11 protein-coding genes are annotated in these 15,876 nt (G+C 30.1%); 4 read left to right on the top strand and 7 right to left on the bottom strand.

All coding sequences use genetic code 11. The features are described 5' to 3' along the window. Nucleotides 1-289 precede the first annotated feature (289 nt). Nucleotides 290-3,145, bottom strand: a complete 2,856-nt coding sequence (gene carB / locus LPB03_RS16375; protein ID WP_065320704.1) for a carbamoyl-phosphate synthase large subunit — start codon at nt 3,143-3,145, stop codon at nt 290-292. 109 nt (nt 3,146-3,254) lie between these two features. Beyond that, entirely contained in the window at nt 3,255-3,416 is a 162-nt protein-coding gene (gene rpmH / locus LPB03_RS16370) for a 50S ribosomal protein L34 (RefSeq protein WP_026775082.1), read from the bottom strand. A 489-nt stretch (nt 3,417-3,905) separates the two neighbouring features. On the opposite strand from rpmH, the gene pyrG reads away from it, so the two are divergent. From pyrG to LPB03_RS16350, 4 genes are all read left to right on the top strand, one after another. Continuing rightward, nucleotides 3,906-5,519: a CTP synthase gene (gene pyrG, locus LPB03_RS16365; protein ID WP_065320743.1), complete on the top strand. Its 1,614-nt coding sequence runs from the start codon at nt 3,906-3,908 to the stop codon at nt 5,517-5,519. A gap of 261 nt (nt 5,520-5,780) precedes the next feature. Continuing rightward, the gene (yidC, locus tag LPB03_RS16360) at nt 5,781-7,658 is read left to right on the top strand and encodes a membrane protein insertase YidC (RefSeq protein ID WP_065320703.1); all 1,878 of its coding nucleotides are present in this window, start codon (nt 5,781-5,783) and stop codon (nt 7,656-7,658) included. Nucleotides 7,659-7,942: 284 nt separating this feature from the next. Further along, the gene (locus tag LPB03_RS16355; RefSeq protein WP_065320702.1) at nt 7,943-8,635 is read left to right on the top strand and encodes a hypothetical protein; all 693 of its coding nucleotides are present in this window, start codon (nt 7,943-7,945) and stop codon (nt 8,633-8,635) included. A 154-nt stretch (nt 8,636-8,789) separates the two neighbouring features. Then, nucleotides 8,790-9,224 carry a PH domain-containing protein gene (locus LPB03_RS16350; RefSeq protein WP_065320701.1) on the top strand — a complete coding sequence of 145 codons (435 nt, stop codon included), beginning with the start codon at nt 8,790-8,792 and terminating at the stop codon, nt 9,222-9,224. Between the two features lie 151 nt (nt 9,225-9,375). Here LPB03_RS16350 and LPB03_RS16345 read toward each other — a convergent pair whose 3' ends face one another. The 5 genes from LPB03_RS16345 to LPB03_RS16325 all read right to left on the bottom strand — a co-directional run bounded on the left by LPB03_RS16345 (nt 9,376) and on the right by LPB03_RS16325 (nt 15,874). After that, nucleotides 9,376-9,864: a hypothetical protein gene (locus LPB03_RS16345; protein WP_065320700.1), complete on the bottom strand. Its 489-nt coding sequence runs from the start codon at nt 9,862-9,864 to the stop codon at nt 9,376-9,378. A gap of 119 nt (nt 9,865-9,983) precedes the next feature. After that, nucleotides 9,984-10,460, bottom strand: a complete 477-nt coding sequence (locus tag LPB03_RS16340) for an Hsp20/alpha crystallin family protein (RefSeq protein WP_083187384.1) — start codon at nt 10,458-10,460, stop codon at nt 9,984-9,986. Nucleotides 10,461-11,002: 542 nt separating this feature from the next. Next, a complete protein-coding gene (locus LPB03_RS16335) occupies nt 11,003-12,328 on the bottom strand; it encodes a sugar MFS transporter (protein ID WP_065320699.1) in 1,326 nt (441 codons plus the stop codon). A gap of 201 nt (nt 12,329-12,529) precedes the next feature. Next, nucleotides 12,530-13,534 carry an isoaspartyl peptidase/L-asparaginase family protein gene (locus tag LPB03_RS16330; RefSeq protein ID WP_065320698.1) on the bottom strand — a complete coding sequence of 335 codons (1,005 nt, stop codon included), beginning with the start codon at nt 13,532-13,534 and terminating at the stop codon, nt 12,530-12,532. Between the two features lie 24 nt (nt 13,535-13,558). After that, nucleotides 13,559-15,874, bottom strand: coding sequence for a GH92 family glycosyl hydrolase (locus LPB03_RS16325; RefSeq protein WP_065320697.1), 2,316 nt, complete (start codon nt 15,872-15,874; stop codon nt 13,559-13,561). Nucleotides 15,875-15,876: the final 2 nt, after the last annotated feature.

The following is a 15,876-nucleotide window of genomic DNA, read 5'->3' as shown; positions in this document are numbered from 1 at the left end:
AACGCTATTAGTAACTTTTCATTTATTTTTTTTCAACAAGAAACTTAACGAAAATCTTGCTAAGTTATTTTAAAAACAAAAATTAGATTTCTTAACTAAAAAAACTTTGTTCAGCATTTTTGAACTTGACAATGTTAGCTTTTTTTTATGGTATGAAAACTTAAAAATTCTATAAAAAAATCATCCATCATAAAATACTTTTTTAATGGAAATTTTACATAAAAAAACATCCATTTGTTGAAATAAATTCAACAAATGGATGTTTAAAAATTGTTTTAAAATAAAGTTTCTATTTATTCAAGTACATTTTACGTCTTGCATATAAGTCGTAAAACTGATCATCTTTTAAACTATCTATAAACAAAATACTTTCTCCAGTCGATTTCATTTCTGGTCCTAGTTTCTTATTTACATTAGGAAACTTGTTAAAAGAGAAAACTGGTTGCTTAATTGCATAGCCTTCTAGTTGCGGATTAAATTTAAAATCAGTTACTTTATTATGACCTAACATTACTTTCGTTGCATAATTTACATAAGGTTCTTTGTAAGCTTTTGCTATAAAAGGCACTGTTCTAGAAGCTCTAGGATTTGCTTCAATGATGTATACAATATCATCTTTTATGGCAAACTGAACATTTATCAAGCCAATTGTTTTTAATTCTCTTGCAATCGTATGTGTATGGTCTTTAATTTGTTGCATCACCAAATCACCTAAATTAAAGGCTGGTAAAGTTGCATTAGAATCTCCTGAATGAATTCCACAAGGCTCTATATGTTCCATAATTCCTATGATGTACACATTTCCATCTGCATCACAAATTGCATCTGCTTCTGCTTCTATAGCACCATCTAAATAATGATCTAGTAATAATTTATTTCCAGGCATTCTACCTAATAAATCTACAACATGCTCTACTAATTCTTCTTTGTTTATGACAATTTTCATTCCTTGACCACCTAAAACATAAGAAGGTCTTACTAAAATTGGGAAATCTAATTCGTCTGCCAATTGTAAAGCTTCATCTGCAGTTTCTGCAATTCCGAATTCTGGATAAGGAATGTTATTTTCTTTTAACATTGATGAAAAACGCCCTCTATCTTCAGCGATATCCAAAGCTTCAAAAGAAGTTCCGATAATTTTAATTCCGTATTTGGTTAACTTTTCTGCTAATTTTAAAGCAGTTTGTCCACCTAATTGTACAATAACACCTTCTGGTTTTTCATGTCTGATGATGTCATAAATATGTTCCCAAAAAACTGGTTCGAAGTATAATTTATCAGCAGTATCAAAATCTGTAGAAACCGTTTCTGGATTACAGTTAATCATAATGGTTTCATAACCACATTCTGCAGCTGCTAAAACTCCATGCACACAACAGTAATCGAACTCAATTCCTTGCCCAATTCTGTTTGGCCCAGAACCTAAAACAATAATTTTCTTTTTATCAGTTACAATACTTTCGTTTGCGATGGTAATTTCTCCATCAGCAGTTTCAATTTCATTTTCAAAAGTTGAATAATAATAAGGAGTTTTTGCTTTGAATTCAGCAGCACAAGTATCAACTAATTTAAAAACACGTTGTACTTTTAACTCTTCTCTTTTATTATAAACTTCGCTTTCCAAACAACCCAACATATGTGCTATTTGTCTATCTCCATAACCTTTTTGCTTTGCCTCTAATAATAAATCTCTTTGAAGCGTATCAATTGTAAATGTGGAAATTTCTTTCTGTAATTGAAACAACTCTTCATATTGCTTTAAGTACCACATATCGATTTTTGTAATCTCATATATTTGACTTAAAGGAATGCCCATTGCAATTGCATCATAAATAGCAAAAACACGATCCCAACTAGCGTTGGTTAATTTTTCTATAATTTGGTTGTAGTTTGTATAGCCTTTTCCATCTGCACCTAAACCATTTCTTTTAATTTCTAAAGATTGTGTTGCTTTGTGCAATGCTTCTTGAAAAGATCTTCCAATTCCCATTACTTCTCCAACAGCCTTCATTTGTAAACCTAAAGTTCTATCTGAACCTTCGAATTTATCAAAATTCCAACGTGGTATTTTTACAATTACATAATCTAAAGTTGGCTCAAATAAAGCGGATGTAGATTTTGTAATTCCGTTTTCTAATTCATCTAATGTATAACCGATTGCTAATTTTGTAGCTACTTTTGCAATAGGATATCCTGTTGCTTTTGAAGCTAAAGCTGATGAACGAGAAACTCTTGGATTAATTTCAATAGCAATTATATCTTCTTTTTCATCTGGTGAAACTGCAAATTGAACATTACAACCACCTTCAAAATCTCCAATAGAACGCATCATGTGAATTGCCATATCTCGCATTTTCTGATAGGTTTTATCAGACAATGTCATTGCTGGAGCAACTGTAATAGAATCTCCTGTATGAATACCCATTGGATCCATATTTTCGATAGAACAAATAATAACAACGTTATCATTTTTATCACGAAGTAATTCTAATTCGTATTCTTTCCAACCCATCATAGCTTTATCAATCATCACCTCATGAATTGGTGATGCTTCTAAACCTCTACTTAACAATTCGTCAAAATCTTCTGGTTTGTAAACGATGGAAGCTCCTGCTCCACCTAACGTATAAGAAGAACGAATTACTAAAGGAAAACCAAATTCTTGTGCAATTTCTTTTCCTTTTAAGAAAGATGTTGCTGTTGCTTGAGGTGCCATTGGCACTCCAATTTTTAGCATTAACTCTCTAAACTGTTCTCTATCTTCAGTAACATTAATGGCATCTATATCTACACCAATTAATTTTACATTAAAATCTTTCCAGATTCCTTTATCATCTGCTTCAATACATAAATTTAAAGCTGTTTGACCACCCATTGTTGGCAAAACTGCATCAATTTGTGGGTGCTCTTTTAGAATTTGAATGATTGATTTAGTCGTTAATGGCAACAAATAAATATGATCAGCCATGGAAGGATCTGTCATAATAGTTGCTGGATTAGAATTGATTAGTATTGTTTCTATTCCATCTTCTCTTAAAGAACGTAAAGATTGCGAACCAGAATAATCAAATTCACAAGCTTGCCCAATAACAATAGGTCCAGATCCGATAATTAAAATTGATTTAAGGTCTTTTCTTTTTGGCATTGTAAGTTGTTGTTTTTATTTATGTTACAAAAATAGTTGATGACTGGGTATAAAAAAAGGTGTTACTTAAAAAAAGTAACACCTAATAAATTAACAATTGTTAATCATTTTATTTTTTATGTCTAGTTTCAGATGAAACAGATATTTTCTTTCTTCCTTTTGCTCTTCTACGAGCTAATACTTTTCTACCATTAGCAGAAGCCATTCTTTCCATGAAACCATGTTTGTTTCTTCTCTTTCTCTTTGATGGTTGGTACGTTCTTTTCGGCATTGTATGTATTTTTAAAAATCTTCTTAATAATTATAGTTTTGCTTTAAAAGAATTACCTCATTAAAAGCGTGTGCAAATATACAACTGTTTTTATTTTTGACAAATAGTATTTTAAAAAAAATTAAAATTTTTTAATCTTCTTAAAAATTGGTTTAAAATACTTTTTTATCAATTGATATCCAAGCCTATACATTATTGTTTCTCCATTATTTAAGAATTGTTTTTTGTCAAAGTTAAAATAAGAAAGATGATAAAACTAACTTTTACAATTTTTCTTTATAGTTATCCTCTTATTTTAAAGTAAACAACAGTATTTGCAAATTGATGATATCTTTATTACAAATGCTTGTTTTATAGAACTTTTAGATTTCTTTTTTAAAAAATCAATTAAAAACACCCCTCTAAACATTAAAAAACTAAAATGTTTTTCCACTTTTTTATTTGTGATGAAAATAAACGTTAGTACTTTTGCCCAAACCTAAAGTAACCATGCACAATACTAAATACGTTTTTGTAACAGGAGGCGTAACTTCATCACTTGGAAAAGGAATTATAGCAGCATCTTTAGCAAAATTATTGCAAGAAAGAGGCTTTTCTGTTACCATTCAAAAATTAGATCCATACATCAATATAGATCCAGGAACACTAAATCCTTACGAACATGGAGAATGTTATGTAACAGATGATGGTGCAGAGACCGATTTAGATTTGGGTCATTATGAGCGTTTTTTAAACATCCCAACTTCTCAAGCTAACAATGTTACCACTGGTAGAATTTATCAATCTGTAATTGATAAAGAGCGAAAAGGAGAATTTTTAGGAAAAACGGTACAGGTAATTCCTCATATTACTGATGAAATAAAACACAGAATTCAAATTTTAGGAGAAACTGGCGATTATGATATTGTAATTACAGAAATTGGTGGAACTGTTGGTGACATCGAATCTTTACCTTATATAGAATCTGTTCGTCAACTTTTATGGGAAAAAGGCGAAGAAAATGCCATTGTTATTCATTTAACATTAGTGCCTTTTTTAGCAGCTGCAGGAGAATTAAAAACAAAACCTACACAACATTCCGTGAAAATGTTGATGCAAAGTGGAGTGAGTCCAGATATTTTAGTGTGTAGAACTGAGCACGAAATTTCTGATGACATCAAAAGAAAACTAGCGTTATTTTGTAATGTGAAGCAAGAAGATGTGATACAATCTATTGACGCTGAAACTATTTATGATGTACCTAACTTAATGTTAGCTCAAAATTTAGATACAGTAGTTTTAAATAAATTGAAACTTTCATCAAAAGGCGAACCTGAATTAAAAGTTTGGAATAATTTTTTAAGGAAACATAAAAATCCAACATCCGAAGTTGAAATTGGCTTGATTGGAAAATATATTGAATTACAAGATTCTTATAAATCAATTACAGAAGCGTTTATTCATGCAGGTTCATCTCATGAAACAAAAGTAAAAGTACGTTGGATACATTCTGAAAGTTTATCACCTAAAACAGTAGAAAAAAAATTAGAAGGTTTAAACGGAATTTTAGTGGCTCCAGGTTTTGGAGATCGTGGAATTGAAGGAAAAATAAAAGCTGTAAAATATGCGCGTGAAAACAATATTCCTTTCTTCGGAATTTGTTTAGGAATGCAAATGGCTGTGATTGAATTTGCAAGAAATGTGTTGAATTTAGAAAACGCAAGTTCTAGCGAAATGAACAAAAGCACCAAACATCCAGTAATCAATTTAATGGAAAGCCAAGAAAATGTAACCAATAAAGGTGGTACAATGCGTTTGGGAGCTTGGGATTGTGAACTTAAAAAAGATTCTAAAGTTTATGAAGCTTACAAATCTGAGTTGATTAGTGAAAGACATAGACACAGATATGAGTTTAACAACGATTATTTGGAGCAGATGGAAGAAGCTGGTTTAAAAGCCACAGGAATTAACCCGAAAACTGGTTTGGTAGAAGTTGTGGAATTGGAGAATCATCCTTGGTTTGTGGGTGTTCAATATCATCCTGAATATAAAAGTACGGTTTTAAAACCTCATCCTTTATTTGTAGATTTTATTAAAGCTGCTTTGAAACAGTCTAAAAAGTAATATTTAGTTGTCTATTCAAGCGCAATCGAGAATCACGTAACCTTTCGACTGCGCTCAAGGAGACAATCGAAACTAAAACATTTATCCTAAATTTAGTTCAGGAAGTTCAGCATAAGAAAAACGGAACACAATTTGAACTATTAAAGATTCAACAATAACCGTAGAAAAATCAACTAAAATATACTAGATTTTGCTACATTTGTCGCTTTTTTAACAAAGGATTTTCTGGCGTTAATGACAAACTGACATTTAATTTTACACATGGAACAAAAAAAATTCGATTATAATTCTTTTATTGGAATGATTCTTCTTGCAGGAATTGCATTATGGTATTTTAACGCAAATCCTCCAAAAGATATTCAGGAGAAAGAATCAATAGAAGTTGTAGAATCTTCAACTGACAATGAAACTAGCACTAAAGATGCAACTCCTTATTTTGAAAACGATTCAATAAAACGAATTGCGCTTCAAAATCAATTAGGTGCTTTTGCACAAAGTGCAATTACTGGTGCTGAAGGAACTTCTGTAATAGAAAACAACTTAGTAAAATTAACTGTTTCTAATAAAGGTGGACAAATTGTAAAGGCGTTAATCAAAAATTACAAAACCTACGATTCGCTTCCTTTATATATGATAAAAGACAACAATGCGTCTTTTAACATCAATTTTGGAACTAGAGACAACCGAATTTTAAATACAAAAGATTTATTCTTTGAACCAAATTTAACTAAAAGTGGAGAAAACACTGTTTTGTCTATGAAGTTGAAGGTTTCTGATTCACAGTTTTTAGAATACAGATATGAAATCAAACCAAAGAAATATTTGGTTGATTTTTCTATTCGTTCACAAGGTTTAAGTAATGTTATCAATTCTTCTAACCCAATTAATTTAGATTGGTCTTTAAGAGGATATAGACATGAAAAAAGCATCAAAACTGAAAATAGTATGTATTCTTACTACTACTATAAAACTGAAGATGATGTAGATTATTTAAACGCTGGAAATACAGAAGTTATAAACGATGTAGATTGGGTTGCTTACAAACAACACTTTTTTACAAGTAATTTATTAACAGATACTCCTTTTGATAATGCAACTATAACCTCTACAGATTTAGTTGAAGACGAGGAAATAGATACTGTTTTTACAAAAAAATACGAACTTAAAACACCTTTAGCATTAACTGCTGGCGAATTAAATTATAACATGAAATGGTTTTATGGCCCAAGTGATTATAATTTATTAAGCAGTGAACAATATGAAGGAACAGATTTAGATGAAATTGCAGATTTAGGTTGGGGAATTTTTGGATTCTTAAACAGAACTATTTTTTATCCTGTATTTAATTTCTTACAAGGCTTTTTAGGCAATTATGGTTTAATCATTATTTTAATGACGATTGTAGTTCGTATTATCATGTCGCCTTTAGTCTATAAATCTTATTTGTCAAGTGCAAAAATGAAGGTAATAAGACCTGAATTAACTGCCTTGAATGAGAAATATCCTGGAAAAGAAAACGCTATGAAACGTCAGCAAGAAACCATGGCCATTCAGCGAAAAGCTGGAGTTAGTATGCTTTCTGGTTGTATACCAGCCTTATTACAAATGCCAGTTTTCTTTGCGCTGTTTAAGTTTTTTCCAACAAATTTAGCCTTAAGACAAGAAAGCTTTTTATGGGCTCCAGATTTATCTTCTTACGATACAATTTTTAAACTGCCATTCACCATTCCTTTCTATGGAGATCACGTAAGTTTATTTCCAATATTGGCTTCTGTAGCGATTTTCTTTTACATGAAAATGAACCAAAGTCAGCAAGCAAATATGCAAGCACCAACGCAAGAAGGGATGCCAGATATGAGTAAAATGATGAAGTATATGATTTACTTCTCTCCTATTATGATGTTGTTTTTCTTTAACAACTACGCAAGTTCTTTAAGTTTGTATTACTTTATCTCTAACTTATTAACGATTACAATTATGTTGGTAATTAAAAACTACGTAATTGATGAAGATAAAATTCACGCGCAAATTGAGGAAAACAAAAAACGTCCTGAAAAAGCGAAGAGTAAATTCCGTCAAAGAATTGATTCTGCAATGAAACAAGCTCAAGAACAACAAGCACAGCAGAAGAAAAAATAGCAAGTAGCACTTGCAGGCAAATAGTAAAACCCAAAACGTAGTTGTTTTGGGTTTTTTATTGTCTAAACAGTTTTGAATTAAAGATATCTAAATTGTTTATAATGTGTTTTCTGATAATGACTAAAAATTATTTTATAAAAATTGTTGTAAATTTATTTTTTAATTTGACAGATTCATAAAAAGGAATCTTTAATTAAAAATTTATATCCTGTTTTATTTACGGGATATGTGTAATAAAAGTTATTATATAACGAGTTAGCTTTAATTTAAGCACCGAACTAAAAATGAAATTTAAAACTGAAAAAATATATGGAGATGTTACACCAAAATCAGTTGAAGAAATATTATTGAATAAATTACCTTCAAATTCCTGGCTAATTGACGAAGAAATTAAATTTGTTAAACAATTAAATGGATACATTTCAATCAATGAGGATTTAGAAAATGTAAAAGAACTTATAGCAGAACTTTCAGAAATTAGAGAAAGAGAAAAGCAAAATAATATAGAAGAACGAAGATTAATAAAAAGAGCTTTATTTACAAATGCAATAGTGACTTACGCTCGATGTTTTAATTTCACGAAAAAAGACGGAAGAAATTCAATTGACATAACACTTATTAAAAAGGATTTCCCAACACAAAAGGAATTTGAAATTAATGATTTAATTAGATTTCATAAATATATTATGGAATATAGAAATACATTTATCTCACACGCAGATAAAAACATTTATGAAACCGACAAAGCTCATATTGAATTTGAATATGATGGACAAACATTGAATTCAATTTTTAGCCACTATTCAATTAAGGTTTTTAGCTTTGACGAAGTACAATTGAAAAACTTCTCTATTTTGACAAATGTGCTTCTCTTAAAAGTTGACCAAAAAAGGAGATTGCTTATAGAAAAAGTAAAAAATGAAATTGGAAACGAAAAGCTTTTAGAAATAGGCTTGGGAATATCGAAAAAAAACTAAAGCTAACACCGTATAAAAATAATTGCTAAATTAGTGCTTAAACAAAGGTCGTTGCAGTTTTGTTACATCTGATTTTCCTGCGGAAAATCCTCGCACACAAAACCACAACTATTCTTATACATAAACGTTAAGCAAGCTAAAATCAGAACTACGAATGAAATTTAGAAGTAGAAAAGACATATTATTTCAATTATTAGGATTTTGCATAATTGGATTTTTTATTGGAATCATTCTATTCAGAATATTATCGATTGGAATTGAAAATTATACTATAACGTGGACTGGCATTTTAATGTTTGCAGTATTTGGATTTTTAATTTGGTTAGGTTTTGGAACGAATTATGAACTGACACAAACTAAATTGAAATATAAAAGTGGTCCAATAAGAGGCAAAATTGAAATTGACAAAATACACGAGATAATTAAGGGAAAAACTCTTTGGTCGGGATTTAAACCTGCAACAGCTCGAAATGGTTTAATCATAAAATATGAAAAATATAATGAGCTTTATATAAGCCAAAAAACGAACGACTCTTTTATAAAAAAAATACTTGAATTAAATAATAAAATAAAAATTACAACCGACTAAAAATAGAACGAAAAAACCCTGCTTACAACACCGTAAAAATTTATTGCTAGTGCAAACCTACTTACAAAAATCCTGCAAAAAACCATACCCTAAACACGTTGGTAATAAAGCAAGAAACATCTAAATTTATAAGAAAAAAGACGAAAACCATTTAGTTTTCGTCTTCTGGTTTACTAAACTCTGATTGATATTTTTCTAAAAATTTCTTTTGTCTAACAATCATTTGTTGCCTTATTTTTTCAATATCCATAAAGTCTAAACCAAAATCACTTCCAAAAAAATCGTCATTAAAGAAATGCTTGCTAAAAAGTGAATCTTTAGAAAAAACATCATCAAAACCTTGGTGTTTAAATCCCGAGAAATTAGTGAAAAATCTTGATTTTAAAGACTGCAACAAACTATCACGCTCTGGCAATGATAAATTGTTGTATTGATCTTTAGAAGACCAAGAGTAAACACTGTCATATCTAATTAAATTTCCTTTTTCATCAAATTCCTTATCAACTTTCCAGTTTCCTTTGGGTTCTTCAACTATATTTTTTTCGCCTTTTTGTGTTGCTGCTTTTTTTGTTTCATTTTTTTGTCCACTACAACTAATGGTCAAAAAAAATGTCATTATTAATAAAATATATTTTTTCATTATTTTAAAAATTTAAAATTTAACAACTCTCAATCTTATAAAACAATTAAAATTTAATGTTAAAATGAGGCTGAAATATCAGCCTCATTTTATACTAGACCATAAAAGTTAGAATACAATTACGAAATACGAATTGTTCGTGCAGGTTTTTGTTTTGCCTCCTCTTTCTTTGGTAAAAGAATACTTAAAATACCATCTTCGTATTTTGCATTAATTTTTTCTTCATCTACACTCTCTGGTAAAGTAAATGTTCTTTTAAAGGAAGCGTAACCAAACTCTCTGCGAGTATAATTCTCTTCTTTATGATCATTTTCTTTCTTTATCTCTGTAGAAATTGATAATATTTGATTATCAAGATCGATCTGGAAATCTGACTTTTTTAAACCAGGAACAGCCATTTCTACAGTAAATACATCTGCAGTTTCTTTGATATTTACCTTAGGTAAAGAAATTCCAGTATTAAAATTTGAAGTAAATACTGATGGTAATTCTCGATTAAAAATGTCATCTAACCAATTAGACAAATTTGGGAAGTTTGCATTTGAATTTGTGTTTGCTAAACTTCCATTTTTAGGAACAGTTACTAAGTTGTTCATAATTACAAAAATTTTAAATTAAACATTATTTCAAATTTGAAATCTAAATTGATTTCGACTTCAATAAAACAAAAAAAATACCAAAGTGGAATAATGAATGTTTTATGCTAAATATTTAAATAAAATTATATATTTCGTTGTCAATTTTTCAGAATGATTGTCATTTTTTCACTTAAATAAATGTCAAATTGACATTTTGAATCTATCAAAAATAGAAAACGAGATACAAAAATCTATGATACAAAGATGTAGTTAAACTCTAAACACAGCATCCATCCATAACAAATAAAATTTGAAGTTTTTACTTGCATCAAAATGAACTTATAGAAGAATCTATGTTAAAGAATCAATAAAAACAGCTTGATTCATCAGACAAAAAAGGCTTGATTCACAAAGACACCATTATAAAGATATAGCCTTTCATCTTCACTTAAGATTAATTTCAAGTTGGAAATAACATCAACTAAAAATTAAAAAAATATATATTTCTTTAAAAATATTTTCTTCCTGAAATTATATTGAGTGAAATAGAAATAGGAAGATTAAGATACGCTTTTCTTACTCTTAAATCTCCCAAAAAACAAAATATAGCCATAACAGATAATTGCTAAAATAAATGCAGTTTTAAATCCAAAACCATCAATTAAACTCCCGAAAATAAAAGGAATTATTGCTCCACCAACAATTGCCATACAAAGTAAACCAGAAGCTTGTGCTTTTAAATCGCCCAAACCTTCTAAACTTAACGTAAAAATGGTTGGAAACATTATAGAGTTAAATAAACCAACTGCCAAGATAGACCACATAGAAAGTAAGCCAACTGTGTTTATTGAAATTAAAATCATTACAATTGCTAAGGTTGCAAAAATTGCCAGTACTTTTCCTGGTGCCATAATTTTAGTTAAGTAAGAACCTATAAATCGACCAATCATGGCTCCTCCCCAATAAAAAATCACAAAAATACCCAACAACGATTTTGGATCGGAATCTGTAAACGTTTTATTAAAAGTGCTTGCAATTGTGTTGGCAATATTCATCATAGTTTCATTTTGAGAAACGACAACGCCTAAATTCATATCAGAAAAATAGTTAACCAAAAAGCTACCAATAGAAACTTCTGCACCCACATAAACGAAAATACCTAAAGCACCCAATAACATGGCTTTGTTCTTTAATAACTTTCCATAGCCACCTTTTGGAACTTTCTCCATAACTATTGGTAGGTTGATAAATGCAAAAATGATTGCTAAAATTGTAATTGAAAAAGCAATCCATAAAAAAGGCGTTTGCACTGTAGCTGCTTCTGCAACATAATAATTTGTTTTATCAAGCACACTTAACAAATTAATTTCTTCGGATGTTTTTACAGAATCGCTTAATAAAAATAATGCCCCAACAACTGGAGCAATTGTGGTTCCTAATGAATTAAATGCTTGCGATAAATTTAAACGACTGCTTGCACCATCTTCAGTTCCTAGCAAAGCTACATAAGGATTGGCAGCTACCTGTAGAATTGTAATTCCACCTGCTAGCGTAAAATAACCAATTAAAAAGACTGAAAACATTCTATATTCTGCTGCTGGATAAAATAGCAAACACCCTAAAGCCATTGTTAACAAACCTAAAACAATCCCTTTTTTGTAGCCAATTTTAGCTAAAATAGCTCCAGCAGGCAAAGAAAACACGAAGAATGCTACAAAAAATGCAAACTGTACTAAAACTGTTTTTGCATAAGACATTTCGAAAACGTCTTTTAATCTTGGTACTAAACTATCAACTAAAACTGTAATAAATCCCCAAAGGAAAAATAATGTTGTTAAAAATATAAAAGCACTTTTGTAGGATTTATTGGTTGTTGTTGATGTCATAAATTACGTTTTTTAAAAAATCTGATGTGATATCTATTTTAAAAATTTATCTCTTTTTAAGAGAAAACAAAAAAATTCTAATTAAGAATAAAATTAGCAAACTAGTTTAGCCCTGATTGAAGCATTTGTTTGAGCTCTTTTTTATTATTTTTCTTAATAAAAAAAGCGAGTGCGTAAAGCAGGAAATAGCTTCAAAAAAAATTATGCTTTATTAAAAAAATCTGATTTTATATTCTTGTTTTCTTTGTTTTTATAAATATTGTAGCTAAACCATTCGTGAATAGAATAGGCTCCTGTTTCTCCTTTTTTATTGACTGCAATATAACCAACTTGAAAGTTTTTAAAATCTTTTCCTGGTTTATTTACAATTCTTCCAATAGCTTCTTCACACGCTTGTTGTGGCGTTTTTCCTTGACGCATTAATTCCACAATTAAAAAGCTGCCAACTGTTTTTAAAACTTCTTCTCCTAAACCTGTTGCAGAAGCACCTCCAATTTCATTGTCTACAAATAAACCTCCACCAATTATTGGCGAATCTCCTACTCTACCAGCCATTTTATACGCCAAACCACTTGTGGTACAAGCACCAGAAATATTACCTGCTTTGTCAATGGCTAACATACCAATAGTATCGTGATTTTCTATGTTGATAATGGGCTTATATTCTGATTTAATTTTCCATTCCTCCCAAGCTTTTTTAGAAGATTCTGTCAATAAATCTTCTCTTTCAAAACCTTTTTCTACTGCAAATTTTTCAGCTCCTTCACCAACTAACATTACATGAGGCGTGTCTTCCATTACTTTTCTAGCGACAGAAATTACGTGTTTTATGTTTTTTACACCTAAAACTGCTCCATAATTTCCTTTTTCGTCCATTATGCAAGCATCCAAAGTTACATTTCCATCTCTATCAGGCAAACCACCTTTTCCTACAGATTGTCCTTTTTCGTTTGCCTCTTCTATTCTACAACCTTGCTCAACAGCATCTAATGCAGTTCCTCCTTTTTCTAAAACTGCTGCTGCAGTTTCTACAGCTAAATCTGTTTTCCAAGTAGCAATTACAAGAGGTTTTATGGTCTCTAAAGTTGATGCAACAATTGCTTTTTTATCTTCTTTAGTTTCATCACAACTAATTAATGTTGATGAAATTGCTACGAATCCTAAACCAGTAGCTGATGCTTTTTTTAAGAAATTTCTTCTTTCCATTTTATGTTGAATTTACTCCAGTATCTATTTATTTGGTTGATTAGACATTGTGAAAACAAATTTGCCTCCATTCATAATTTCATTATGTAAAATATAATTTCTATTAATTATTTTGCCATTTATAGTTAATTTAGAAACATATACATTTTCTTTAGATTGGTTTTCTGTTGAAATTTCCAGAGTATTTCCGTTTTCTAAATTTAAGATAGCATTTTTTATAAGTGGACTTCCTAAAGCATATTGATTAGAACCTGGTGTTACTGGATAAAAACCTAATGAGGAAAAAATATACCAAGCACTCATTTGTCCTGCATCATCATTGCCACACAAACCATCAACACCAGTTCCATACATGGTATCCATAATCATACGAACTCTTGCTTGTGTTTTATATTCATTATCTGTCCAATTGTATAAATACGGAATATGGTGTCCAGGTTCGTTTCCATGAACGTAATTTCCAATAATTCCATCTCTGGTAATATCTTCGTGCTTATCAATAAACTTATCATCTAATTCCATGGTAAATAACGAATCCAAATGTTGAGAAAAATGTTCTTTTCCTCCCATCATTTCTACCATTTTATCTAGTTGATGAGGAACATACAAACCATAATTCCAAGCATTCCCCTCAATAAAACCTTGTCCATGTGTATCTAAAGGATCAAAGTTTTTTCTAAAAGTTCCATCAGCTAATTTTGGGCTCATATAGCCATTTTTAGGATTAAAAACATTGTTGTAATATTCTGAACGTTCTAAAAATGTTTTTTCTGAAGATGAATCTCCAACACTTTTTGCAATTTGAGCAATTGTCCAATCATCATAAGCATATTCTAGAGTTTTAGAAACGGAAGAATGGCTTTTATCATCTGGCACGTATTTGTAATCTAAATAATCTCCTATTCCATCAAAATAACGAACATTTGCAGTTGCTACTGATGCTTTTAAAGCGCGATTCTTATCAAAATCTCCAACATTTTTTACAATGGCATCTGCAATCACTGAAGTTGCATGATACCCAATCATACACCAATTTTCGTTTGCATAATGACTCCAAATTGGCAACATATGATGCACACTTTCTTCTTGATGCGCCAACATAGATTTTATCATGTCGTTATTTCTTTCTTGCTGAATTACATTAAAAAGCGGATGTAAAGCTCTGTATGTATCCCAAAGTGAGAAAATGGTATAATTGGTAAATCCTTCTGACTCATGAATGTTTTGATCTAAACCTCTGTATTTTCCATCTACATCTTCATATAAAATAGGACTTAACATGGTGTGATATAAAGCTGTATAAAAAGTTTCTTTTTGAGATTCCTCAATAGTTTCTACTTCAATTTTTGACAGCTCTTTATTCCATTTCTCTTGAGTTTCTTCTTTAGTTTTGTTGAAGTCCCAATGTGGAATTTCAGCCTCTAAATTCTTCATTGCTCCATCTGCACTTACTGGAGATAAAGCAAATTTCATTTTTATTTTTTCACCTTCATTGGTGTCAAAATTAAAATAAGCACGAATATCTTTCCCTGCCATTTCTGGAAAATTATTACTTTCGTCAAATCGTCCATAAAAACCATTATAAGTTGTTTTATCATATTTTTTATGACCATAACTTTTAAACGGTTTTGAAAATTTAATCGCAAAAAATACTTTTTTAGTTCTTGCCCAACCTTTTGTTTGTCTGTAACCTGTTACAATTGAATCGTTTTCTACTCGTAAAAAAGTCCATACATTTTTATTATCATGATGATATACATTATACACCAAATCTAATAAAATGTGAGATTCTGATGATTTTGGAAATGTATATTGATGAAAACCAACTCTTTCAGAAGTCGTTAATTCTGCTTTAATTTTATAATCTTCTAAATCTACCTTATAATAACCTGCTTTTGCAATTTCATTTTCATGAGAAAATTTTGAATAAAATCCTTTTTCTCCTTTTTCTGTTTTAATAGGATCTAAAACTAAATTTCCAACAGTGGGCATTATTAATAAATCTCCTAAATCTGAATGACCTGTTCCACTAAAATTAGTGTGTGCAAAACCAATTATTGTAGAGTCTTTATATTGATATCCTGCACAATATTCATACGTTTTAGAATTGTATTTACCTTCTTTAAACATTACCTCAAAGTTTGTTTGCGGACTTAATTGAACCATCCCAAAAGGTGCTGTTGCTCCAGGAAAAACGTGTCCCATTTTACTGGTTCCAATCATTGGATTTACATATTTTGTAAAATCTTTTGATGCGCTTAAACTTTCTTTTTTAGATTGATTTGAATCACAACTGACTAAAACAATTGCTAAGAGTGCAAAAACTACTTTTTTTATCATTT

Source organism: Polaribacter vadi (genome assembly GCF_001761365.1).
Classification (GTDB): Bacteria; Bacteroidota; Bacteroidia; order Flavobacteriales; family Flavobacteriaceae; genus Polaribacter; species Polaribacter vadi.
This window is presented reverse-complemented; position numbering and strand designations above follow the sequence as displayed.

Bases quoted from the DNA above. Each gene is read 5' to 3' on its own strand.
- LPB03_RS16335 (WP_065320699.1), bottom strand. From the start codon at position 12,328: ATGACATCAACAACAACCAATAAATCCTACAAAAGTGCTTTTATATTT.
- LPB03_RS16350 (WP_065320701.1), top strand. From the start codon at position 8,790: ATGAAATTTAGAAGTAGAAAAGACATATTATTTCAATTATTAGGATTT.
- pyrG (WP_065320743.1), top strand. From the start codon at position 3,906: ATGCACAATACTAAATACGTTTTTGTAACAGGAGGCGTAACTTCATCA.
- yidC (WP_065320703.1), top strand. From the start codon at position 5,781: ATGGAACAAAAAAAATTCGATTATAATTCTTTTATTGGAATGATTCTT.
- LPB03_RS16330 (WP_065320698.1), bottom strand. From the start codon at position 13,534: ATGGAAAGAAGAAATTTCTTAAAAAAAGCATCAGCTACTGGTTTAGGA.
- LPB03_RS16325 (WP_065320697.1), bottom strand. From the start codon at position 15,874: ATGATAAAAAAAGTAGTTTTTGCACTCTTAGCAATTGTTTTAGTCAGT.
- carB (WP_065320704.1), bottom strand. From the start codon at position 3,145: ATGCCAAAAAGAAAAGACCTTAAATCAATTTTAATTATCGGATCTGGA.
- LPB03_RS16345 (WP_065320700.1), bottom strand. From the start codon at position 9,864: ATGAAAAAATATATTTTATTAATAATGACATTTTTTTTGACCATTAGT.
- rpmH (WP_026775082.1), bottom strand. From the start codon at position 3,416: ATGCCGAAAAGAACGTACCAACCATCAAAGAGAAAGAGAAGAAACAAA.
- LPB03_RS16355 (WP_065320702.1), top strand. From the start codon at position 7,943: ATGAAATTTAAAACTGAAAAAATATATGGAGATGTTACACCAAAATCA.
- LPB03_RS16340 (WP_083187384.1), bottom strand. From the start codon at position 10,460: ATGAACAACTTAGTAACTGTTCCTAAAAATGGAAGTTTAGCAAACACA.